At 60.0% G+C, this 24,225-nt stretch carries 17 protein-coding genes; 7 read left to right on the top strand and 10 right to left on the bottom strand.

Features of this window, described 5'->3' with window-relative positions; all coding sequences use genetic code 11:
* Positions 1-51: 51 nt before the first annotated feature.
* From QOM10_RS18850 to QOM10_RS18820, 7 genes are all read right to left on the bottom strand, one after another.
* Positions 52-798, bottom strand: a complete 747-nt coding sequence (locus QOM10_RS18850) for a molecular chaperone (RefSeq protein ID WP_116030165.1) — start codon at positions 796-798, stop codon at positions 52-54.
* A gap of 74 nt (positions 799-872) precedes the next feature.
* Positions 873-1,460 (bottom strand): fimbrial protein, encoded by a 588-nt coding sequence (locus QOM10_RS18845; protein ID WP_116030164.1) that lies wholly within the window; start codon positions 1,458-1,460, stop codon positions 873-875.
* Positions 1,461-1,566: 106 nt separating this feature from the next.
* On the bottom strand, positions 1,567-2,214 hold the full coding sequence (locus tag QOM10_RS18840) for a response regulator (RefSeq protein ID WP_122843759.1): 648 nt from the start codon (positions 2,212-2,214) through the stop codon (positions 1,567-1,569).
* Between the two features lie 22 nt (positions 2,215-2,236).
* Positions 2,237-5,398 (bottom strand): hybrid sensor histidine kinase/response regulator, encoded by a 3,162-nt coding sequence (locus QOM10_RS18835; RefSeq protein WP_160040989.1) that lies wholly within the window; start codon positions 5,396-5,398, stop codon positions 2,237-2,239.
* A gap of 87 nt (positions 5,399-5,485) precedes the next feature.
* On the bottom strand, positions 5,486-6,673 hold the full coding sequence (locus tag QOM10_RS18830) for an EAL domain-containing protein (RefSeq protein ID WP_116030161.1): 1,188 nt from the start codon (positions 6,671-6,673) through the stop codon (positions 5,486-5,488).
* Entirely contained in the window at positions 6,660-9,473 is a 2,814-nt protein-coding gene (locus tag QOM10_RS18825) for an ATP-binding protein (protein WP_116030160.1), read from the bottom strand. The genes QOM10_RS18830 and QOM10_RS18825 overlap by 14 nt, the downstream gene beginning before the upstream one ends.
* A gap of 55 nt (positions 9,474-9,528) precedes the next feature.
* A complete protein-coding gene (locus QOM10_RS18820) occupies positions 9,529-10,497 on the bottom strand; it encodes a fimbrial protein (protein ID WP_150774795.1) in 969 nt (322 codons plus the stop codon).
* Positions 10,498-10,718: 221 nt separating this feature from the next.
* Between QOM10_RS18820 and QOM10_RS18815 the strand changes: the two genes are divergently transcribed.
* The 4 genes from QOM10_RS18815 to QOM10_RS18800 all read left to right on the top strand — a co-directional run bounded on the left by QOM10_RS18815 (position 10,719) and on the right by QOM10_RS18800 (position 15,544).
* On the top strand, positions 10,719-11,201 hold the full coding sequence (locus QOM10_RS18815) for a MarR family winged helix-turn-helix transcriptional regulator (protein WP_077573642.1): 483 nt from the start codon (positions 10,719-10,721) through the stop codon (positions 11,199-11,201).
* Positions 11,191-12,660 (top strand): efflux transporter outer membrane subunit, encoded by a 1,470-nt coding sequence (locus QOM10_RS18810; protein WP_316916739.1) that lies wholly within the window; start codon positions 11,191-11,193, stop codon positions 12,658-12,660. The genes QOM10_RS18815 and QOM10_RS18810 overlap by 11 nt, the downstream gene beginning before the upstream one ends.
* Positions 12,661-12,675: 15 nt before the next feature.
* Positions 12,676-13,878 (top strand): efflux RND transporter periplasmic adaptor subunit, encoded by a 1,203-nt coding sequence (locus QOM10_RS18805; protein ID WP_008082123.1) that lies wholly within the window; start codon positions 12,676-12,678, stop codon positions 13,876-13,878.
* Positions 13,879-14,014: 136 nt separating this feature from the next.
* The gene (locus QOM10_RS18800) at positions 14,015-15,544 is read left to right on the top strand and encodes a DHA2 family efflux MFS transporter permease subunit (RefSeq protein ID WP_127928968.1); all 1,530 of its coding nucleotides are present in this window, start codon (positions 14,015-14,017) and stop codon (positions 15,542-15,544) included.
* Positions 15,545-15,804: 260 nt separating this feature from the next.
* Here QOM10_RS18800 and lpxH read toward each other — a convergent pair whose 3' ends face one another.
* Both lpxH and QOM10_RS18790 read right to left on the bottom strand, forming a co-directional pair.
* A complete protein-coding gene (gene lpxH, locus QOM10_RS18795) occupies positions 15,805-16,551 on the bottom strand; it encodes a UDP-2,3-diacylglucosamine diphosphatase (protein WP_150774799.1) in 747 nt (248 codons plus the stop codon).
* Positions 16,548-17,054, bottom strand: a complete 507-nt coding sequence (locus tag QOM10_RS18790; RefSeq protein WP_095118204.1) for a peptidylprolyl isomerase — start codon at positions 17,052-17,054, stop codon at positions 16,548-16,550. The genes lpxH and QOM10_RS18790 overlap by 4 nt, the downstream gene beginning before the upstream one ends.
* Before the next feature lie 266 nt (positions 17,055-17,320).
* On the opposite strand from QOM10_RS18790, the gene QOM10_RS18785 reads away from it, so the two are divergent.
* The 3 genes from QOM10_RS18785 to QOM10_RS18775 all read left to right on the top strand — a co-directional run bounded on the left by QOM10_RS18785 (position 17,321) and on the right by QOM10_RS18775 (position 22,071).
* Positions 17,321-19,018, top strand: a complete 1,698-nt coding sequence (locus tag QOM10_RS18785; protein WP_122600546.1) for a glutamine--tRNA ligase/YqeY domain fusion protein — start codon at positions 17,321-17,323, stop codon at positions 19,016-19,018.
* Positions 19,019-19,033: 15 nt separating this feature from the next.
* Positions 19,034-20,416 carry a cysteine--tRNA ligase gene (gene cysS, locus QOM10_RS18780; protein WP_316916738.1) on the top strand — a complete coding sequence of 461 codons (1,383 nt, stop codon included), beginning with the start codon at positions 19,034-19,036 and terminating at the stop codon, positions 20,414-20,416.
* 437 nt (positions 20,417-20,853) lie between these two features.
* Entirely contained in the window at positions 20,854-22,071 is a 1,218-nt protein-coding gene (locus tag QOM10_RS18775) for an MFS transporter (RefSeq protein WP_316916737.1), read from the top strand.
* 175 nt (positions 22,072-22,246) lie between these two features.
* Here the strand turns inward: QOM10_RS18775 and QOM10_RS18770 are convergent, their stop codons facing one another.
* The gene (locus QOM10_RS18770) at positions 22,247-24,085 is read right to left on the bottom strand and encodes a sigma-54-dependent Fis family transcriptional regulator (protein ID WP_316916736.1); all 1,839 of its coding nucleotides are present in this window, start codon (positions 24,083-24,085) and stop codon (positions 22,247-22,249) included.
* Positions 24,086-24,225: the final 140 nt, after the last annotated feature.

Here is a 24,225-nt window from a genome sequence, read left to right as displayed (position 1 = left end):
CGGAGCGAAGAGAAATACAGTGAAAGTGCGGCTGTTAAAGCAGCACGCGAGTCATGGCGATTCTTTATCCAGGCTGGCGCTTACTGCGGCGCTGCCGGAAAGTTGCGCGACATAACGGTCTCTGGCGCCGTAGTCGTTGATGCTGCTGAACAACAGGCGCGGGGAACCTGCCGTGTGAAGTTGTTTGAGAACAAACTCTTTTTCTTCGCCAGGGGCGATCATCATCGAGTCGAACGGATGCTCGCGTGTGGCGCCGGATTGCACAGTGATGTCGGCAATCGAGACGTGATAAACCCCGGGATTACTCACCACCAGTACGCTCTTGCCGGCGCGCTCGGTCAGTCGCCAGGTCAGCTCGGTCGGGGCCTGATAAGCGTTGTTGTTCAGGCCGCCAGGGCGGAAGAACACCTTGATCCGTTGGCGCACCGCCAGTTGCAGGGTGTTCGCGGTTTTCGCCGACTGCGGGATCTCCTGCACGTTCAACCACACCACCGACTCGCGGTCTTTGGGCATACCGGTGCCTTCGTAGATGACCCGCAGAATCTGTTGTTCTCCGTCGCTGACGCGCACCAGCGGTGGAGTGACGGCAAAGGGCACAGAGGCTTCGTCGCTGTCGGTATCGACCCAGGACTGAATCAACACGTCTGCACCGCTGTTGCGCACGGTGATGCCGGCTTCTTTGTGCTTGCCGTCGAATATCAGTCGAGTGCTGCTCAGGGAAATGCCAGCCATGGCCTGATTGACGGCGAGCAGGCCCAGAAGGCCGACGCAAAGGGACAGGGAAGGACGTAAAAACATGAAGAATTACCGCGCAGAGTGAAAGAAAGTGCGGGACCGTTCGGCCCCGCACAGTGCTCGATGAATCGCGCGATTTATTCGTATTGCAGGGTGAACGGCAGGGTCGCGTCGCCACGGCCGGCAACGGCCAGTTTCGGATCGACGGTGGTCACGTAGGCGGCCGAGAATTTCAGCGTGGTGTTGCTGTCCTGCAGGGTGTTTTCGATGCGCGCGGTAGTCGGCGAAGTCAGGTCGATTACTGCACCGTTGGCATCAAGCAAGGCGATACCGATACCTTTTGCCGAGCCCAGGCCGTCGATCAGTTTCAAGACCTTGGTGCCGGTTTCGATACCCGAGCCTGCGCCCTTGGTTGGTTCGAAGATCATTGCCACTTTGGTGCCAGCGTTGCAGTTGATCTTCATGTCGAAGTTCTCGACGCTCAGCGTGCCGTTGCCTTTTGGCGCGGTGGCGGTGCCCATGTCCTTGATCGACACTTCGCCCATGTTCACCGAAATGGTCTTGTCCTTGCCGGCGCCTTCGACCGAGCAGGCATCGTTGTTGATGGTGCCGGTGAAGTTGATGGTGCCGCTGCCAGCCTTGGTAGGCACAACCGGATCGGCCGCCAGGACATTAGCGGCAGCGAAGATCGACAGGGCGAGAAGCGTGCGAGACAGCTTTTTCATGTTGCTTTTCCATTGGTGGGGTAAAGACAACACGATAAAACCCGGTTGGGCGCTGCAACATCAGACAATCCCTAGAAACCAGCAAGTTGCGAGGGGCAACAGTCTGTCAATTGAACAAGTTGCGTTCGATGCAGTAAGTCAGCAGCTCCTGATCACTGCTGACATCCAGTTTGCGCATGGCCGAAATCTTCTGCGTGCTGATTGTCTTTGCACTTCGATTCAGACCTCGGGCGATTTCATTGACGCCTTGCCCCTGAACAAACAAGCGCAGGATTTCATGTTCCTTGGGCGATAGACGGGAGAAACGTTCATCGAGATCGGCGCCATCGTCCAGCACCGAAGTCGGCGTCGTTCGATGGCCGCTTATGCGCTTGCCCTTGGCGATGGCTTTGAGCGCCACTTCTATTTCAACGTGCAACTGGCTTTTCTGAATGACTGCAAGTACGCCGAGTTCTTGCAGGCGGGTCAGGATCAACGGGTTGGAAATCATGGTCAGCACCAGCACCCGCACTGCGGGAAAGTGTCGGGTCACGTACTCCACCAGTTTCAGGCCATCACCGTAGGGCGAGTCACCGGGCATGTTGAAGTCGGTGATCAGCAGATCCACCGGTTGTGACCTCAGCAGCTTGATCAAACCATCGGAACACACGGCCTCGCCGACTACGCTGAAGCGCCGGTCGCGCTCGACCAGTTCCCGCACCCCCAGCAGGACGATGGGATGATCATCGGCGATGACAACGTTGAAGGTTTCCATGAGTGCTTTATCCAGAGTGAAATTATTCAAGGGCGTCGAGCAGGTCAGTCAGGCGCGCCAGTTGTTGACGAACCTCTACGGCCAGCGCGGGAGTCACCGACATGCCGGTCAGGCGGCATTCCAGTGCAACGAAAGCTTGGGCCAGCGCCTCGACCTGCACCGCACCCAACGCACCGGCCATGCTGTGCAGTTGCTGCGCGACGCTGTTGGCGTCGGCGGCATCCAGCGCGCTGAGGGTGGTCTGAATATCCTTGTGCAGTGTCGAGACAAACAGCTCGCGCATCTTCGGCGATAGCGCTGGCGGGATGTCAGCGACCTGCGCGATCGGAATCTGGCAGTGGCTTTGCAGTTGCGCGCGCAGCGTCGCCAGGTTCAGCGGTTTGACCAACCATGCGTTCATACCCACAGCGGCGCAGCGTTCGCCTTCTTCGCGCAAGGCGTTGGCGGTAACACCGATGATCGGCAGCGTTGCATCCTGTTCGCGCAAGGCTGTGGTCAGCTCATAGCCGTTCATGATCGGCATGTTGACGTCGGTCAGCAGCATATCGAAGCGCCCCGGCGCCCATCGCTCCAGCGCCTGTTCGCCGTTGGTAGTGACAACCACCGAGCAGCCTAGTGCCTCCAGTTGTTCCTGGATGACCGCTGCGTTGATCACATTATCCTCGGCCACCAGCACGCGCAGGTTCAGTGCTCGGGTATTTTCCTGCTGCTCGGGTACGCGCCGCTGATGGGCGTCGTGCCTTGCCAGCGCGATCGCCCAGCCAATCGCGCGCACATCGTCGGCATCGACCTGCCAGCCGCTGCCGCTGATCTGTGCCGGGTTGGGGCCGCCCGGTATTGCGACGATTCGCTGGCCATCGAAAACCGTGGCGTGGGTCAGCGGCGCAAGATCCACCAGCAGCGCGGAAGACGACGGCAACTCGTGCGTCACCAGACGGCAATCCAGACCAAAGCGGTGCAGCCAGCCGAGCAGATGCTGCGCCAGTTCGGCGACCGGTGCGCGCACGTAAACGGCGGCGCTGCCGGCCTCGAAGGCCGGGCAATCGGCGAGCCTGCCCGGCGCGCAATCCAGCGCCAGTTGCAGGTTGAAGCGACTGCCCAGGCCCGGTTCGCTGACCACATTCAACTCGCCATGCATCAACTCGCACAGCCATTTGCAAATGGCCAGACCGAGACCCGCACCGGCATGACTATCGGCTTCATTGACTTGATAGAAAGGGTCGAACAATTGCTCTTGCTGTGCCTGGGAAATACCCACGCCGGAATCGCTGACCTGCCACTGCACCTCGGCGCGGCCGCCAGTGCTTTGCAGCACCACAACGCGCACCACAACGCGCCCGTTATCGGTGAACTTGATCGCGTTGCTCAGCAGGTTGTTGAGGATCTGGCGAATGCGTTGCGCATCACCGAGCAGTTGATCCGGCAATGCCGCATCAATGCAGGCGTACAGTTGCAGACCTTTGCCTCGGGCAAACGCGCCGTAGCTGCGCACCACGTCTTCGGTCAGCTCCAGCGGGCAGAACGGCTGAAGCTCAAGGTTCATCTGCCCGGCCTCGATTTTCGACACATCCAGCACGTCGCTGATCAGTTTGAACAGGCTGGCGGACGAGCGCTGAATGGTTTCCAGATAGGCCTGCTGACGCGGCGCGAGATCGGTCAGGCCAAGCAGTTCCAGGGTGCCGAGCACGCCATACAGCGGCGTGCGGATTTCATGGCTCATGGTTGCCAGAAAACGGCTTTTTGCCTGATTGGCCGAATCGGCCGCCTGACGGGCGACTTCCAGTGCCGCTGCATCTTCGACATGGCGGGTGACATCGTGCAGCGCACACAGCCACGCGTCCTGGCCCTGATAACGGGTGGCGATGAAGGCCACGTGCAAATGCCGGCCGTCGATCTCAAGCTCCGCGTGGCCATGGCCGGTCGCGCCTTGTTGTTCGAGCAGGCTGATCAATTCCTGGGTGTCGTGCCATTGCTGGGCGCGCTGGTTTTCCAGCAAGACCTGATGATCACGACGGCTGATCACGCACAGGCCGGTCGGTGCGGTATCGATGACCGCACGGCTGAACGCTTCACTTTCGGCGATGCTTGCGTGGGCACTTTGTGCGGGCAAAATCACCCGTTGCGCGTACCAGCGATTCAGCGCTCGGCCACTGCCGAGCACTACCAGCACCAAGCCCAGCAGACACAGCAATGGCCATAATGCGTAATCGAGAAAACTCTGCACGCTGATCACATAGATCGCCGTCCAGTGCCGTTCACCGGGGCTGCTCAGCTTGAACACCAGACCGTCGCGGGTCAGGTTTGCGCCTTCATTGAGCACCCGATCAGGCTTGAGTTCGCCGATCAACACTGTGCCGCTGGGCGTGATCAGGGTGAAGTCATCGTAGATCGACCATTTCATCAAACGCTCGATATTGTTGACTTGCGAGAGCTTCAGCAGCGAGCCGAGCACTACCCAGGAATTCGCCCCTTCAATGGTCAGCGTCGGTTTGCTCAGGTTGATCCGTACATAAGCGAGCAGGCTCGGCGTCACGTTGTCGTCCGCAGCGAACGGGTAGGGCGCCCACTGCACTTGCGCTGAAGTCTGCGCGCGCCGTTGCAGATTCTTCTGGGTCATGATCTCGACGAAGGTGCTGATTTGCGTTGGCCCCGCACCTCGCAGACGACCGGCGGCGGGCACGGCGATATCGAAATTGTCCGGGCCGTTGAGCAGGATCACCTGCGGCGACTGGTAATGCGAGGCCGCCCAGAAGGCGCTGTAATACGCTGCCAGATAGCTGCCGAGGGCAAACACCTTGGGGTGTTGGCTGGGAGCGATTCGCTCGGGATCGATCTTGACGCTGAATGGCAGCGAGAACGGCAGCCCACGGCCTTCATAAATGTTCGGCCCTTCTTCGGGCAAACGCTTTTGCACCACCGGCGGCGCCACGGTTTCCGGGAAGTACTCGCCCTTGTCGCTGGCCCGTGAGATATCGCCGAGAAACGCTTCCTGCTCGCGAATGTTTTCCATCAGCCGGGCGAAGTGGAACTGCATGGTATCGCGCTGTTCTTCGACCATGCGCTGCACGCCGAGATAGCTGATGCCCAGCAACAGCAAAACCAGCGCGCCGAGGATCAGCAAGCCCTTGTTCAGGCGCAGTGAACTGCTGGCGAGTTTTTCCAGCAAGGCATTGGGATGCGGCATCAACACGCCCGGTCAAAGAAAGTGATTACGCGAGTGAACATGGATGGCCTCGATGGCAAGTGGTGATTGTCCACTGCATTGTGCCGGTCACCAGACATTCGCCGGGCCGTCGTGGCTGAGCAACTGCTGGAACTGCTCCGAAGACACTGCGTGGGAAATCAGGAAACCCTGAACCTGAGTGCAGTCGATCTTACGCAACAGAGCAAGTTCTTGCGCGGTTTCCACGCCTTCGGCCACCACCGTCAGGCCCAGTTGCCGACCCAGGGTGACGATGCTGGTCAGCGCTTGCGCCAGTTCGGCGTTGCTGTTGCAACCCTGGACCAGTGCACGGTCGATTTTCAGCTCGGTAAACGGCGCCGACACCAGGTTCATGTAGGCGCTGTAGCCTTTGCCGAAATCATCCTGAGACAAGCCGAAACCCTTGATCCGCAAGCGACAGGCTCCGGCGTAGAAATTGCTGATGTCGTCGGGCACCGAGCATTCCATCAGCTCGAAACAGATCCGCGCCGGCAGACCGTTGTGTTGCAGGACAAAGGCGAGGATGCGATCGGGCAGGTCGTGGCTGTTGAGCAAGTGCGTGGGCAGATTGATCGACACCGGAATGTCATAGCCTTGCTGGCGCCATATTGCCTGGGCGGCAATCGCCTGTTCCAGCATGCGCCAGAGCAGATGTTCTTCAAGGTCGTGGGCGATCAGCACCGGCAGAAATAACCCCGGTAACAACATGCCATGTTCGGGGTGCACCCAGCGCACCAGTGCTTCGGCGGCGACGATGCGGCCATTGTCCAGCGCCTTCTTGGGTTGAAACCAGGCTTGCAGCTCACCGTTGTCCAGCGCGCGCAAAATGCTCTGCCGATCAATACCGGTATGCGCGGCAACAGGCGCGTCCTGACGCAACGCCTGCAACTGCTCGATCAGGCAGTGCAATGCCGCGCTGTTGACCGGTTTGGAAATCAGCCCGATGACCTTCACCTGCAGATTGCTCGCCACCAGGCTCGCACCCATCAGCATGCGCCGCGAGGCGGCGCTCATGATCGCCAGTGCCGGGCGCGATTTCTGCATCGCGAGGCCCTGAATGAACTGCACGCCGTCCATGCCCGGCATCAACAGATCGGTAAGCACCAGATCGAATTCGCGATTTTGCAGGCGGTGCAGGGCTTCTTCGCCGTCCCGGGCAAATTCCAGATCGAACACGCCCAGCGCATTGAACAGGTTCTGCAAGTACAGATGCTGAAATGGGTGATCTTCGACAATCAGTAGGCTAGAGGACTTCATCGGCGACTCGTTGGTAGGGAGCCAGTGCGGTCGACAAGGCTCGCAACGTGAAAGGTTTGATCAGGCAGTGATTCATGCCGGCGGCCAGGCACAACGCCTCTTCACCGCGCAGGGCGTTGGCGGTGGCGCCGATGATCGGCGTGGTGCAGCCCAGGTGTCGCAGGGCCTTGGCCAGTTCGTAGCCGTTGAGATGTGGCATGTTCACGTCAGTCAGGACGACATCGAAGCTGTCGTCCTGCCAGAGTGACAAGGCTTCTTCGCCATCGCTGGCCAACGTCACCGTGCAGCCCAGTTCCTGCAATTGGTCACGCAGGATCAGTTGGTTGATCGCATTGTCTTCGGCGACGAGGATGTGCAGGTGTAACGCCGCCAGCACCTGGGTTTGAGCGGGGTGTTGATGCTCGATGACGGGACCGCCCTGCGCTTGGCACACCGCCTGGCGGATCGCGGCCAGATCGTTCAGGTTGACGAGCCAGCCGTCGCCTTTGCTCAGCGACTCCCACGCGCCATCGCCGCTCGCCAGAATACGTGGCCCTGCCCAGCGCAGTTCTCGGCGCTGTTCCATCGGCGCAGGCCACAACTCAAGCAACACGCCATCGTCGGCACCGTCGTGGCTGGCCGGTGCGCCGATATGCGGCAGAGCGCCCCAGCGGCGCAACCAGCCAGCGAGGCTTTCGGCCAGCTCGCGCACTGGCGACACCACGTAAACGGTATCGGCCGCGAGCTTCGCCTTGCCCTCAGGCTGCGCATTACCCGAGCGCTGCTCCAGCGGCAAGGTCAGGGAAAAACTGCTGCCCAGCCCCGGCTCGCTGACCATGCGCAGGGTGCCATCCATCAGATGGGTCAGGCGCAGGCAAATCGGCAGGCCCAGCCCGGTACCGGCAACCTCATGGCTGTTGCCTTGGGTCTGGTAGAACGGTTCGAAGATGAAGGCCTGATCCGCGTGGGCAATCCCGCGCCCGGTGTCCGAGACCTGCCATTGCACGCAAACGCGTTCGCCTTCGCGGGTCAGCACTTTGACCCGCAACACCACGCGCCCGGAATCGGTGAATTTGACCGCGTTACTCAACAGATTATTGAGGATCTGCCGTAAGCGACTGACATCGCCGATCAAGCTGTCGGGCAATTGCGGGTCAAAGCAGGCGTACAGCTGCAAGCCTTTGCTCTGTGCCGCCGCCGCGTATCCTTGAACGGCTTCTTGGGCGAGCGCCACGACGGAAAAATCACTCAGTTCCAGCGCCAATTGCCCGGCCTCGATTTTCGACACATCGAGCACGTCGCAGATCAATTGCAGCAGGGTCGCCGACGATCCTTCGATCGCTCGCAAGTAACCTTTCTGCTGAGCGTCGAGCCGGGTCCGAGCGAGCAACTCCAGAGTGCCGAGCACGCCATACAGCGGCGTGCGGATTTCGTGGCTCATGGTCGCCAGAAACAGGGTTTTCGCTTCGTTGGCGGCATCGGCCGACTGGCGCGCCTGCTCCAGCGCCGCTTCGATCTGTCGGCGTGCGCTGATGTCGCTGAAGGCGCAAAGCAACACGTCTTCGCCCTTGTAGCGGGTCGGCGCGCAGCTCAGGTACAGGTGGCGACCGTCGGCGGTCTCGAAGTAGTCGGTCAGGCATGGCGCGTTTTCCGCGAATGCAGCCCGGATCCAGCCGGGGCCGAGTTGTTCGCTGCAGGCGCCCAGCCATTGCTGCGCGAGGGTATTTTCCAGCACCACTTGAGCATCGCTGCGGCGTAATACGCAGAGCGCCACTGGCGCGGTCTGGATCACGTCGCGGCTGAACAGCTCACTTTCGACCAACGCTTGAATGCGTTGCAGGGTCGGCATGATGAAGCGATGTTCCAGACGCCGGATCAGCAGCCAGACCAAGCTGATACTGGCCACGCAGAAGGCCAGCGCGCCAAGCATCTGTGGCCACAACGCCCACAACACTGCGAGCAAGTCGATGGAATAGGTCAACTGCCAGTCCGACGATTTCAGCTGTTTGCGCAACACCAATTGCTCGGGCAGCCAGCCGTCTCCGACGAAGCCGAAGAAATCCTGTTGGCGCAACAGCGGCAGATCCTGCCCGGGCGGCGGCTTGTGGCTGTTGCTGAAGAGTGGCATGCCTTGCGAGTTGAACATGGTGAACTCGCCGGCGCTATGGTCGCTCAATGCGCTGGAGACTTCGCGGTCGTCCATTTCCAGACCGAGCCAGCCGGAATCGAGGTCGCGATCATCCAGACGAATAAAAATGTACAGCTGCGAGTGCCCTTGCGAATTGTGGGTCAGCCAGATTTCTTTGAGGGCGCTGGTGTTGTCACGCTTGAGGGTTTCCAGGCGATCAAGCATCGCACGCGGAAAATCGCCGGCCATGGGCGTCGTGTTGTACAGACGCCAGACCTGCACCTTGGCGCCGCTGCTGACGTAGAGCAGGTTCAGTTTGCGCGCCTGCAGGTAGTCGCGCATGCGCTGGGTCAGCCAGATGCTCCATTGCTTGCCCGGGGGTTGTCCGAGCAACAGTCGAATTTCCTCTTCGGACAGCGGCGCGCTTAACGCAGTCTGCCGAGTCGCCGACAAACTCAGGCTTTCCAGCAGCGCCTCGCGCGTAGTGAAAAACGTATGCGCCTCGGCAATGGCGCTGCTCATGTAGCTGCGCCGCTGGGAGATCTCATTGTTGAAGGTGAACAGCAGAAAGCTGTACACGCCACCGAGGATGCCCACCAGCAACACCCACGCAAAAATGCGCAACAAACGTCGCGCAGCATGGGGCGTGGACAGGACCGGGCTGATCTGGTGGAGGTAATTCTTCAATCGCATGCCGGCACAGTAGGGGTGGCCGGGGGCGGCGAAAATCAGACGATTCTTAAAGACTTCACAAGTAATTGACGATGAAAGTCACTTCGGTATTGGCGCTGCCCGCGCTGAGTTCTTCATTGCCCAGGCGGTAATAAGCGGCTGACAACGGGATCTTGAAGTTGAGCCCGGTGGTGTTGAAAGCATCGAACGGGTAGGTCGTGTCGAAAGCGATCGGCTGGCCCGCTTCATTCATCACTTGCAGGCCGATGCCTTTGGCGGTGGACCCGGCATTCAGTGCGACGATGCCCTTGGTCGCGTCGATCACTGGCGTGTTGGCCTTGAGCGAATAGGTGACTTTCTTGATGCCGGTCTGGCATTGGTTCAGGGCGATATCGAAGCGCACCGTGCGCGGCTTGGCGCCGGCTTCGCGAAATTCATGAAGTTGATAATCGTCGCCCATGGCCACCGGGACGGAAGGTGTCTCGCAGGAGGCGGCGTTCAGTACGATGGGGTTCATCAGGTTGAGTTTTTTCAGGATCAGATCATCGTCCTGCAGGCTGCCCAGATACCCCGCATCGATGTTGACTTTCGACGCCAGCTCGCCGGTCTTGACGATTTCCAGGCGCACCGAGTTTGCACCGAAGCCATAGCTGGTGTTGGGCGCGATGGCCTGCGGCGCTGATTGGTAGCGGTCTAGCGCGGCAAACCAGACCCGGTAGGAAAGCCCGCTTTTGCCTAACGGAAAAAGAGTTTCCGTACCGCTGGCGGTGCCTAACTTCGGATTCATCAGAATGCCGAACATGGACGTCTTTGAGCAGCTCCAGATGTGAGCGGTCGACTGCACGGTGTCCTGATAAACCACGGTGCCATTGGGTGTGTCGGCAGGAATGGTCAGGGTTGAACTGGCCAGGCTGGCGCCGAAGTTGAGCGTGTCGAGTTTTGAGTCGACTACCACACAACTGCCGGCCATCGCGTTCGAAGCGCAGGCAAACAGAGTGACTGCGATAGAGAGCAGGAGCGGGCGGTGGAGTTTGAAACGCTTCATTAGTAGGGCTTTACGTGTCGGCCGATGAGCGGCGTACGTTAGCCACGGCACTCGAGCCTGGACATCAGGCGATTCCTAGAATGCGGTCGCCCATGCAACACAAAAACCCACTCCACTGGTCAACTAACTACCAAGCCTCCTAACTATTGCGTTGACATTCGCTGCCTAGGCAGTAACATCTCGACATACATTCACTGCCTAGGCAGTTATTAGGTGAGCAAATGAAGCATTTCACCCCGGACGAATTCAAACATTGCCATCTCGGCCTGTTGCTTGGCCGTGCCGCGCTGCTCAAGGACCGGATCATCGACACCCACATGGAGCCCCACGGCATCACCGCCGCGCAGTTCAAGGTGTTGATCATCATGGCCCAGTTCGGCGTCGATACCCCGGCCGAGCTGTGCCGGCATCTGTCGCTCGACAGCGGTTCGATGACGCGCATGCTCGATCGTCTGGAGCAGAAAGGCTTTCTGGCTCGCCAGCGCAGCGAAGGCGATCGCCGTCAGGTGCAGCTCAAGCTGACCGAACAAGGCCAGCAACTGGCCGATCGCCTGCCGCACATCGGCGCCGACGCGATGAATGAACTCGCCGGCGCCGTCACCCCGGACGAGTTGAAAACCCTGGAATACATCCTCAAGAAAATCCTGCTGGCAGCCGGTGACCCGATCACCATCCAGCGCTTAGGTGAACACAATGAGCGGTAAAACCTTGCGCAGCAGCCTGACTCTGGTGCTGTCGGCGATGATCCTCGCCGGTTGCGCCAACTACAGTGGCCTCGACACTCAAGGCAAAAGCCTTGATGCGAAAAGCCTCAACGCCAGCCAATCCCTCAACGGCGTGACCCTGTCGCCAGCCGCGTGGCCGAAAAGCGATTGGTGGACCAGCCTCGGCGATCCGCAACTCGACGGCTTGATCCGCGAAGCCCTGCACGACAGCCCGGACATGCAGATCGCCGAAGCTCGCGCGCATCAGGCCAGCGCCGCCGCGTATGCCGCCGACGCCGAGCGCTATCCGACCCTCGACGCCAGCGCCGGCATCAGCCGTTCGCGCCTGGCCAAGGATCAGGATCCGCTGGGGCAGGGCGATGCCTACGCCACCGTGCGCAATGTCAGCGCCGGGTTCGATTACAACTTCGACCTCTGGGGCGGCCAGCGTGATGCCTGGGAAGCCGCACTCGGTCAGGCCCGCGCCGCTGAAGTCGACCGTCAGGCTGCACAGTTGACCCTCGCCGCCGACGTCGCTCGCGCTTACAGCGATCTCGGTCAGGCGCACATCGTTTATGACCTGGCGAACGAAGACCTCAAACGCACCAAGCAAATGCTCGACCTGAGCCAGCGTCGCCTGAGCTCCGGGATCGACAGCCAGTACCAGTTCCAGCAAACGCAAAGTCTGGAAGCCAGTTCCGAAGCCAGCCTGATCGATGCGGAAAAACGCCTGAACAGCGCCAAGATCGCTTTGGCCGTGCTGCTCGGCAAAGGCCCGGATCGCGGCAACGAAATCGCCCGACCGAAAGTCCTGCAAGCCAGCGCTGTCGCCGTGCCGTCGGTATTGCCGGCGGAACTGCTCGGTCGGCGCCCGGATCTGGTTGCCGCCCGTTGGCGAGTCGAAGCGGCGAGCAAGGACATCGATTCGGCGAAAACCCGCTTCTATCCCAACTTGAACCTGTCGGCCTCGGCCGGCGCCGAGTCCTTGTTGGGTGACGCGATGTTCGGTTCGGCCAGTCGCTTCTTCAACATTGCCCCGACCATTTCGGTGCCGATCTTCGACGGTGGACGCCTGCGCGCCAACCTCGATGCGCGCGACGCCGATTACGACCTGGCGGTGGCGCAGTACAACAAAAGTCTGGTGAAAGCACTGGGCGATGTCAGCGACACGATCAACCAGTTGCGTGACATCGGCCGGCAGATCGGTGCGCAGCAACACGCCACCGACATCGCTCAGGATTCTTACAACACCGTCGTCCAGCGTTACGGTTCCGGCATCGGCAACTACCTGGACGTGCTCAGCATCGAGCAGCAATTGCTGCAGGCCCAGCGTCAATTGGCCACCCTCAATGCCGAGCAGATCGACCTGTCGATTCAACTGATGCAAGCGCTGGGCGGCGGCTTCCAGGGGCAAACCCTGACCGCAGCCAACGCCAGCCCAGCCACGCCGCACAACTAATTCAAGGTAATTGTCATGGCCACTGCCGAAAACACCCAAGCTCAAGGCAACACCCCGGACACCGGCAACCCGCGCAAGCGCAAAGTCATGCTGCTGGTGCTGGCCGTTGTGGTTGCACTCGCCTGCGCCGGCGTCTGGGCGTATCACGAATTCATCGGGCGCTTTAACGAAAGCACCGACGACGCCTACGTCAACGGTAACGTCGTGGAAATCACCCCACTGGTGACCGGCACCGTGGTCAGCATCGGTGCGGACGATGGCGATCTGGTTCACGAAGGTCAGGTGCTGATCAACTTCGACCCGAACGACGCTGAAGTCGGCCTGCAAAGTGCGCAGGCGAAACTGGCGCGCACTGTGCGTCAGGTGCGCGGCTTGTACAGCAATGTTGATGGCATGAAAGCCCAGGTCAACGCGCAACAGGCCGAAGTGCAGAAAGCCCAGGACAACTACAACCGCCGGAAAAACCTGGCGCAGGGCGGGGCGATTTCCCAGGAAGAACTGTCCCACGCTCGCGACGACCTGACCTCGGCGCAAAACGCCCTGGCCAACGCCAAACAGCAGTTGAAAACCACCAGCGCGCTGGTCGATGACACCGTGGTGTCGTCGCATCCGGATGTGATGTCCGCCGCCGCCGACCTGCGTCAGGCTTACCTGACCAATGCCCGCAGCACCTTGATCGCGCCGGTCACCGGTTACGTGGCCAAACGCACCGTGCAGCTCGGTCAGCGCGTGCAGCCGGGCACGGCGTTGATGGCAGTGATTCCGCTGGATCAGCTGTGGATCGACGCCAACTTCAAGGAAACCCAGTTGCGTGACATGCGCATCGGTCAGCCGGTCGACATCGAATCCGATATCTACGGCAGCGATGTGAAGTACAGCGGCACCGTCGACAGCCTCGGCGCCGGTACCGGCAGCGCGTTTGCTCTGCTGCCTGCGCAGAACGCTACCGGTAACTGGATCAAGATTGTGCAGCGTGTACCGGTGCGGATTCACATCAACGCCGAAGAACTGGCCAAGCACCCGCTGCGCGTCGGTCTGTCGACCAATGTTGAAGTGAACCTGCACGACCAGAGCGGTCCGGTGCTGGCGCAGCAGCCGCCGCAAAAAGCCTCGTTCAGCACCAACGTCTACGACCGTCAACTGGCCGAAGCCGACGCGATGATTGCGCAGCTGATCCACGACAACAGCGCTGCGGTCAGCAAAACCGCACAACGCTGATCCCTCACCCTGTGGGAGCGAGCCTGCTCGCGAAAGCGGTGTGTCATTCAGCATTTATTTGTCTGAAAGGCCGCCTTCGCGAGCAGGCTCGCTCCCACAAAGGGCCCGGCGCTAATCAGGTTTCATAGGATTCACAATGAGCAATAACGCCTCTTTCACGCCGCCCAGCCTGTTGCTCAGCACCATCGGCCTGTCGCTGGCGACGTTCATGCAAGTGCTCGACACGACCATTGCCAACGTGGCGCTGCCGACGATTTCCGGCAACCTCGGGGTGAGTTCGGAGCAGGGCACCTGGGTGATCACTTCGTTCGCCGTGAGCAACGCGATTGCGCTGCCACTGACCGGTTGGCTTAGCCGTCGGTTCGGCGAGGTGAAGCTGTTTCTCTGGGCCACGATTCTGTTCGTGCTGGCCTCGTTTCTCTGCGGTATCTCGACGTCGATGCCGGAACTGATCGGCTTCCGCGTCCTGCAAGGTCTGGTGGCCGGGCCGTTGTATCCGATGACGCAAACACTGCTGATCGCGGTCTATCCGCCCGCCAGGCGCGGCATGGCCCTGGCGTTACTGGCGATGGTCACGGTGGTCGCGCCGATTGCCGGGCCGATTCTTGGTGGCTGGATTACTGACAGCTACAGCTGGCCGTGGATCTTCTTCATCAACGTGCCGATCGGCATCTTTGCGGTGATGGTGGTGCGTTCGCAACTGGCCAAACGTCCGGTGGAAACCAGCCGTCAGCCGATGGATTACGTCGGACTGATCACGCTGATCATTGGTGTCGGCGCGTTGCAGGTGATCCTCGACAAGGGCAATGATCTGGATTGGTTCGAGTCGAACTTCATCATCATCGGCGCGGCGATTTCGGTGATCGCGCTGGCGGTGTTTGTCATCTGGGAAATGACCGACCAGCATCCGGTGGTCAACCTGCGATTGTTTGCGCACCGTAACTTCCGCATCGGCACGTTGGTGTTGGTGCTGGGTTACGCCGGGTTCTTCGGCATCAACCTGATCCTGCCGCAGTGGTTGCAGACGCAAATGGGCTACACCGCGACCTGGGCCGGTCTGGCCGTCGCGCCGATCGGCATTCTGCCAGTGCTGCTGTCGCCGTTTGTCGGCAAGTACGCGAACAAGTTCGACCTGCGTTTACTGGCCGGGCTGGCGTTTCTGGCGATTGGCTTGAGCTGCTTTATGCGAGCTGGATTCACCAATGAAGTGGATTTCCAGCACATTGCGCTGGTGCAGTTGTTCATGGGCATTGGTGTGGCGCTGTTCTTTATGCCGACCTTGAGCATTCTGATGTCGGACTTGCCGCCTAGCCAGATTGCCGACGGCGCGGGTCTGGCGACTTTCCTGCGGACGCTGGGCGGTAGTTTTGCTGCATCGCTGACCACGTGGATCTGGATTCGTCGGGCGGATCAGCATCATGCGTATATGAGCGAAAGCATCAGTACCTTCGAGCCGGCGACTCGCGAGACCTTGCATTCTTTGGGTGGGGCGAGCCAGTCGGCGTATGCGCAGATGGATCAGATTCTCACCAGCCAGGCGTACATGCTTTCCACCGTGGATTACTTCACGTTGCTGGGTTGGGGGTTTATGGGGTTGATTCTGATTGTGTGGCTGGCGAAGCCGCCGTTTGCTGCCAAGGCAGGGCCAGCGGCTTCAGGGCACTAGGTCAAGAGCCCCTCACCCTAACCCTCTCCCAGAGGGAGAGGGGACTGACCGAGTTGATTGTTCGAGGTACACCGACTTGCGATACCGAGTTGAACTCAGGTTTTGAACTGCATGCGGTCAGCTCCCTTTCCCCTTAGCCCCGTTGGGGAGTGGGGACTGTCTGACTTCAGTCGAACTCAGGTTTTGAAAAGCATACAGATCGGCTCCCTTTCCCCCTCGCCCCCCTGGGGGAGAGGGCTGGGGTGAGGGGGTAGCGATCTTCAGCCGTGCGGCAAAGCCAGTGGCGGGGCGAAGTCGAACGGCGCCAAGGCATACCCGCTCTCATCCACCTGCAACGCCCAACCCTGCCGATCCCAATCCCCGAGCACAATGCGCTTCGCCGCTTGCTCACCGAGCTGCAGCTTATGGATCGCCGGGCGATGAGTGTGCCCGTGAATCAGGGTTTTCACCCCATATTCCTGCATGATCCGCGGAATCTCCTCCGGCGTGACATCGACAATGTCATTGGCCTTCATCCGCGTTTGTGCCTTGCTTTCGCTGCGCAGTTTGCGCGCCAGTTTATGGCGGCTGCTCAAAGGCAGATTGCGCAGGACAAACAGCGTGATCGGATTACGCAGGTAACGACGCAGCTTCATATAGCCGACGTCGCGGGTGCAGAGGCTGTCGCCGTGCATCAACAGCACCGGCTCGCCATAGAACTGCACGACACTCGGGTCCTTCAACAACGTACAGCCGGCCTGCTTGCAGAAGGCCTTGCCGAGCATGAAGTCGCGATTGCCGTGCATCAGAAAAATCGCCGTGCCGCTGTCGCTGAGTTCGCGCAGGGCCTGGCAGATGGAACGCTGGAAGGGCGTCATGGCGTCGTCGCCAATCCACGCTTCGAAGAAGTCGCCGAGAATGTACAACGCACTCGCCGAGCGGGCGCGTCCGGCGAGCAAATCCAGAAACGCCCGGGTAATGTCCGGGCGCTCCTCTTCCAGATGCAAGTCTGAAATCAGCAATATCACGCTTCGATGATCTCGGCTTTCTCGATGATCACGTCGTCTGCTGGTACGTCCTGGTGGCCGGCCTTGGAAGTGGTCGAAACACCTTTGATCTTGTCGACAACGTCGGTGCCGGCGGTCACTTTACCGAATACCGCGTAGCCCCAGCCCTGCACGTTCTTGCCGCTGTGGTTGAGGAAGGTGTTGTCGGCAACGTTGATGAAGAATTGCGCGGATGCCGAATGCGGCTCCATGGTGCGGGCCATGGCAACGGTGTATTTCTCGTTGGAAAGACCGTTGTCAGCTTCGTTCTGGATGCTTGGACGCTTGTCTTTCTTTTCTTTCATGCCTGGCTCGAAACCGCCGCCCTGGATCATGAAGTTACCGATGACGCGGTGGAAAACGGTGTTTTCGTAGTGACCGGCGTTGACGTATTCGATGAAGTTGGCGACGGTGATCGGCGCCTTTTCAGCGTTCAGTTCGATGACGATGTCGCCATGATTGGTGGTCAATTTAACTTGAGTCATGATCGGTGCTCTTTTTCAATGAAGCGTTTTATAAGGAATTCGTGGGCAATGGGACATTTGCGCCCGTTACCGGTTCAGCCCGTGGGCCAAGGTGCGCAGTTTAGCGTGACAGGCGCGAATTTCGAGGCTGTTTTTCCAAATCACTGCGATTAAATGCGCTCCTTTATAGGCCGTGCTCTGTCAGCCCCTTGACAGCATCGGCTATGATAGCGGCTTTGTTTTGTCTGGCCCCCTCTGCGGCCGCGCACATGTAAGTCAAGGATCCTATGAGCAAGCCCACTGTCGACCCTACCTCGAATGCCAAGTCCGGCCCTGCCGTGCCGGTCAATTTCCTGCGGCCGATCATCCAGGCAGACCTGGACTCGGGCAAGCACACCCAGATCGTTACCCGTTTCCCGCCTGAGCCCAACGGCTACCTGCACATCGGCCACGCCAAGTCGATCTGCGTGAACTTCGGCCTGGCCCAGGAGTTCGGCGGCGTCACGCACTTGCGTTTCGACGACACCAACCCGGCCAAGGAAGACCAGGAATACATCGACGCGATCGAAAGCGACGTCAAATGGTTGGGCTTCGAGTGGTCCGGCGAAGTGCGCTACGCCTCGCAGTATTTCGACCAGTTGCACGACTGGGCCGTCGAGCTGATCAAGGCCGGCAAAGCCTACGTCGACGACCTGACCCCGGAGCAGGCCAAGGAATACCGTGGCAGCCTGACCGAGCCGGGCAAGAACAGCCCGTTCCGCGACCGTTCGGTTGAAGAGAACCTCGACTGGTTCGCCCGCATGCGTGCCGGTGAGTTCGCGGACGGCGCCCGTGTGCTGCGCGCGAAGATCGACATGGCCTCGCCGAACATGAACCTGCGCGACCCGATCATGTATCGCATCCGTCACGCCCATCACCATCAGACCGGCGACAAGTGGTGCATCTACCCGAACTACGACTTCACCCACGGTCAGTCGGACGCCATCGAAGGCATCACCCACTCGATCTGCACCCTTGAGTTCGAAAGCCATCGTCCGCTGTATGAGTGGTTCCTCGACGCGTTGCCAGTGCCGGCGCACCCGCGTCAGTACGAGTTCAGCCGTCTGAACCTCAACTACACCATCACCAGCAAGCGCAAGCTCAAGCAACTGGTCGATGAAAAGCACGTCAACGGCTGGGACGATCCGCGCATGTCCACGCTGTCGGGCTTCCGCCGCCGTGGCTACACGCCGAAATCGATCCGCAATTTCTGCGAAATGATCGGCACCAACCGTTCCGACGGCGTGGTCGACTTCGGCATGCTCGAATTCAGCATCCGTGACGACCTCGACCAGACCGCACCGCGCGCCATGTGCGTACTGCGTCCGCTGAAAGTGGTCATCACCAACTACCCGGAAGGCCAGGTCGAGAACCTCGAACTGCCGCGCCACCCGAAAGAAGACATGGGCGTACGCGCGCTGCCATTCGCTCGGGAAATCTACATCGACCGTGACGACTTCATGGAAGAGCCGCCGAAGGGTTACAAGCGCCTGGAGCCGGCCGGTGAAGTGCGTCTGCGCGGCAGCTACGTGATCCGTGCCGACGAAGCGATCAAGGACGCCGATGGCAACATCGTTGAACTGCGTTGCTCGTACGACCCGGAAACCCTCGGCAAGAACCCGGAAGGCCGCAAGGTAAAAGGCGTGATCCACTGGGTGCCGGCCGCGGCCAGCGTCGAGTGCGAAGTGCGTCTGTACGATCGTCTGTTCCGTTCGGCCAACCCAGAGAAGGCCGAAGACAGCGCGAGTTTCCTCGACAACATCAACCCTGATTCGCTGCAGGTACTCACCGGTTGTCGTGCTGAGCCATCGCTTGGCAATGCACAGCCGGAAGACCGTTTCCAGTTCGAGCGCGAAGGCTACTTCGTTGCCGATTTGAAGGACTCGAAACCAGGTCAGCCGGTATTCAACCGTACCGTGACCCTGCGTGATTCGTGGGGCCAGTGATTCAAGGGATTTAACGTGCTAACGATCTACAACACGCTCACCAAGAGCAAAGAAGTCTTCAAGCCGCTGGATGGCAACAAGGTGCGCATGTACGTCTGCGGGATGACCGTGTACGACTACTGCCACCTCGGCCACGGCCGCAGCATGGTCGCGTTCGACCTGGTGACCCGCTGGTTGCGGTTCAGCGGTTACGACCTGACCTACGTGCGCAACATCACCGACATCGACGACAAGATCATCAACCGCGCCAACGAGAACGGTGAATCGTTCGAAGCGTTGACCGAGCGCATGATCGCCGCGATGCACGAAGACGAAGCGTGCCTGAACATCAAGAAGCCGGACATGGAACCGCGCGCCACGGATCACATTCCGGGCATGCACGCGATGATCCAGACCTTGATCGACAAGGGTTACGCCTACGCCCCGGGCAATGGCGACGTGTACTACCGCGTCGCTAAATTCATGGGCTACGGCAAGCTGTCGCGCAAGAAAATCGAAGACCTGCGCATCGGCGCGCGCATCGAAGTCGACGAGTCGAAACAGGACCCGCTGGACTTCGTGCTGTGGAAAGCCGCCAAACCGGGCGAGCCAAGCTGGGAATCGCCATGGGGCGCCGGGCGTCCGGGCTGGCACATCGAATGCTCGGTGATGTCCACCTGCTGCCTCGGCGAGACCTTCGACATTCATGGCGGCGGCAGCGACCTCGAGTTCCCGCACCACGAAAACGAAATCGCCCAGAGCGAAGCGGCCACCGGCAAGACCTACGCCAACGCGTGGATGCATTGCGGCATGATTCGCATCAATGGCGAGAAGATGTCCAAGTCCTTGAACAACTTCTTCACCATTCGCGACGTGCTGGAAAAGTACCACCCGGAAGTCGTGCGTTACCTGCTGGTGTCGAGCCACTACCGCAGCGCGATCAACTACTCGGAAGACAACCTCAAGGACGCCAAAGGCGCACTCGAGCGTTTCTACCACGCTCTCAAAGGCCTGCCGACCGTGGCACCGGCGGGCGGCGAAGCGTTTGTTGAACGCTTCACTACCGTGATGAACGACGACTTCGGTACCCCGGAAGCGTGCGCGGTGCTGTTTGAGATGGTGCGTGAGATCAACCGCCTGCGTGAGAGCGATCTTGATGCGGCGGCGGGTCTGGCGGCGCGTCTGAAAGAGCTGGCGAGTGTGTTGGGTGTGTTGCAGTTGGAGGCGGATGACTTCCTGCAGGCGGGCGCTGAAGGGCGTGTCGATGCGGCAGAGGTTGATGCGCTGATTGCGGCGCGTCTGGCGGCACGTGCGGGTAAGGATTGGGCTGAGTCCGATCGTATCCGTGATCAGCTGACGGCGATGGGCGTTGTGTTGGAAGACGGTAAGGGTGGGACTACCTGGCGTTTGGCTGACTGACCGAACCTGCTCGGCGTGATGATCGTTCCCACGCTCTGCGTGGGAACGCCTCCTCGGACGCTCCGCGTTCGGTTTTGCAGGGACGCAGAGCGTCCCGGGCTGCATTCCCACGCGGAGCGTGGGAACGATCAACAAAACCCGCCTTGTGCGGGTTTTTGTTTGGCCGCGAGAAAAGCCCCTCACCCTAGCCCTCTCCCAGAGGGAGAGGGGACTGATTGGGGGATATTCAAGTAATACGCCGACTTGAAGGTGCTGCACCGAATCCATAATCGACTGGTTCTTTCAGGTCGATGCATCACGTCAGACACCTCGGTCAGCTCCCTCTCCCCCTGGGAGAGGGCTGGGGTGAGGGTTGCTTTTGGCGTTCGCGTAGGTCTTGATGTCGGCAACGCGTTCAGCCGGATGCTGAGCGGTGACGATCATGTAAGGGAAACACCATGGCCAATCACTACCGCGAACTGCTAACGACCCCCGGTGCCACCGGGCTAGTGCTCGCGAGTTCTATCGCCCGCTTGCCGCAGGCAATGATCGGCATCGGCATCATCACCATGCTGGTCCAGCAAACCGGTGTGTACTGGCTGGCCGGCGCCGTCGCCGGGACGTTCACCCTGGCCAATGCGCTGCTCGGCCCGCACATCTCAAAACTGGTCGATCAACATGGCCAGAGCCGCGTGCTGCCCGTCGTCACAGCGTTCAGCATTGTCATGTTGCTGGCGCTGATCATCGCCGTCTACTTGCGCGCTCCAGCCGCATTGCTGTTTGTGCTGGCGGCACTGGCGGGAACGATGCCGAGCATGCCGTCGATGATTCGCGCGCGATGGACGCAGTTGTTCCGGGGCAAGCCGCAACTGCACACGGCGTTTTCGCTGGACACGGTCCTCACCGAAATGGCCTACATCGTTGGTCCGCCGCTGGCGATCGGTTTGAGCGTGAGTTTTTTCGCTGAAGCCGGGCCACTGGTCGCGGTCGGATTGCTGGCCGTCGGGGTAACGGCGTTCCTCCTGCAACGCCAGACTGAACCTAAAGTTGTCGTGGGCCACGCCAGTCATGGCGGCTCAACCCTGCTGATTCCCGGTGTACGCACCATTGTGCTGGCGCTGTTGGCGATGGGTGTCATTGGCGGAGCAATCGATGTCGCCGTCGTCGCGTTCGCCAATGCGCAGGGCTGGCCAGCGTCGGCAACCTTTATCCTCGCCGCCTATGCGTTCGGTTCACTGGTGGCGGGTTTGACGTTCGGTGCAATGAGGGTTTCGCTGGCGATAGAAAAACAGTTCCTGATCGGGATCCTGGTCACGGCGTTGACCGGGGTGTTGCCGATTTTTGCAGCCGACGTGTATGTCCTGTCAGCGACGCTGTTCATCGCCGGGATCTCGTTTGCGCCAACGATGGTCATCGTAATGAAGCTGGGGACAATCATCATCCCGCCGTCGCGGATCACCGAAGGGCTGACGTGGATGACCACGGGCATCAGCATCGGCGTCGCGCTGGGCGGCATGCTGGCGGGGCTGGTCATTGATGCCTGGGGCGCGCGGGCAGGGTTCGGCGTGGCCATTGGTGCAGGGATCATGATGGTGGTGGTTGTGCTGGTCGGGTTGCGCACATTGGAGGCGGCTTCGGTTGCGCATGTTGAGCCGGAATTTTCGCCCTCACCCTAGCCCTCTCCCCCAGGAGAGGGGACTGATTGGGGGATGTTCACGAGATACAGCGACCTGAACGGGATGCTTTGAATCCATAATCGACTGGTTTTTTCAGGTCGATGTACAACGCCAGACACCTCGGTCGGCTCCCTCTCCTGGGGGAGCGGGCTGGGGTGAGGGGCATGGGGTTCACTCAACCTTCAATCTGCCGCAACCGCTTGTAGAGCGTATTGCGGCTAACACCCAAGCGTCGGGCCAAGTGCGAAATATTGCCCCCGGAAGCCTTCAGCTCCCGGTTCAACGCTTCAACATCATTCAGATCCAGCCCCAACGGCGCCGCGCTCTCAACCGGCTCCATCTCCAGATCCACAAAAAAATCATCCGGCAAATGTTCAGGCCTGACCGGTTGCTCCTCAGCCATCGCCAGCGCCACCTGCATCACGCTACTGACCTGACGCAAATTCCCCGGCCACGGATGACGACTGAACAGCTCCAACACCTCCTGACTCAACCCCGCCCACTGCGTCGGCTCACGATGCTGCTCCCACAGTCGTTTAAACAACGCCTCTTTATCACTGCGCTCCCGCAGCGGCGGCAGTTCCAGGGTCAAGCCACCAATGCGGTAATACAAATCCTCACGAAACCGCCCCAGTTGCACTTGTTCACGCAGCGAGCGGTTAGTCGCCGAGATAATCCGCAGATCCACCGCAAACAACTCGCTGCTGCCCACCGGCTGCACACAGCGCTCCTGCAATACCCGCAGCAACCGCGCCTGAGTCGGCAGCGGCATGTCGCCGATTTCATCAAGAAAAAGCGTGCCTTTATCAGCCTTGCGAATCAGCCCGATACTGCCTTTCTGATTGGCACCAGTGAACGCGCCTTTCTCGTATCCGAACAATTCCGACTCGACCAGTTCGGCGGGGATCGCCGCGCAGTTGACGGCAATGAACGCCTGTTTGCTGCGTGAACTGGCCTGGTGCAGGGCTTTGACGAAGACCTCTTTGCCGACCCCGGTTTCGCCATGGATCAGCAACGGAATGTCTTTCTCCAGCAAACGCTCAGCCTGACGCACGGCTTTTTCCACGCGGCTGTCGCCGAAGTGCAGGGTGTTGAGGCTGATGGCGGTGGGCGCGGCGGTCTTGGGTTCAGCAGCAAAAACGCGCGGCTGAATCGACGCCTGTTTCGGCCGCTTCAACAAACATTGAAAACGGTTACGCCCGGAGGTCTGCAAGGCAAACGGCAAGCCGTCCGGCTGATTGATCAACTCCAATAACGACACTTTGAACAGGCTCTCAACGCTGACCCGCGACAAACGTACGCCGAGCAGATTGTCGGCCCGACGATTGGCCGACAGCACTTGACCGCTCTCATCAAAGATCAACAACCCCGCCCACTGACTGTCGAGGTTGTTCAACCCGGTGTTGAAGGTCAGTTGAAAATGCTGGCCATGGAACAGGTTGAGAATCAGCCGGTTCTCCACGGTCTGGCTCATCATCTTGACCATGCCCAGCGTGTGCGAGGGCGGCAGGTAGCTGTCGCTGGACACATCAAGCACCGCGATGACTTTGCGCTCGGCGTCGAAAATCGGCGCGGCGGAACCGGTCATGAAGCGGTTGGCTTTCAGAAAGTGTTCATCGTGTTCGATATGCACCGCTTGTTCACACGCCAGTGCGGTGCCGATCGCATTGGTGCCGCTGGTGCGCTCGACCCAACTTGCACCAGCCTGAAAACCCCGGGCCAGATTCGGCTCGATAAAGCGCTGCGTACCCCACGAGGTCAGCACCTGGCCCTGATTATCGGCGAGCATGATCAGGCAGTTGGAATTGCTGAGGATGTTTTCGTAATAAGGCAGGACTTCCTGGTGAGTGGTCTGCACCAGCGAGTGATGGCTGTCGAGCAACTGCGCAATGCCGGCGGCGGGCAGTTGATCGAAGGCCGGCGTGCTTTGGTGGTCAAGACCGAACGCACGGCAACGTTGCCAGGAAGTCTGGACGATCGCGTCGTGGGACAGCGGCGGGGCAGGTGCGGCCATGGCAGTGGGCCTCTGATGCAGCGATTTTTATTGTTGTTATGAACCCGAATCGTGAACAAAACACAGATCCCCATGTGGGAGCGAGCCTGCTCGCGAAAGCGGTCTATCAGACAGAATTGCATCGACTGATACACCGCTTT

It is taken from the genome of Pseudomonas sp. P108, from assembly GCF_032613195.1.
Taxonomy (GTDB): domain Bacteria; phylum Pseudomonadota; class Gammaproteobacteria; order Pseudomonadales; family Pseudomonadaceae; genus Aquipseudomonas.
This window is presented reverse-complemented; position numbering and strand designations above follow the sequence as displayed.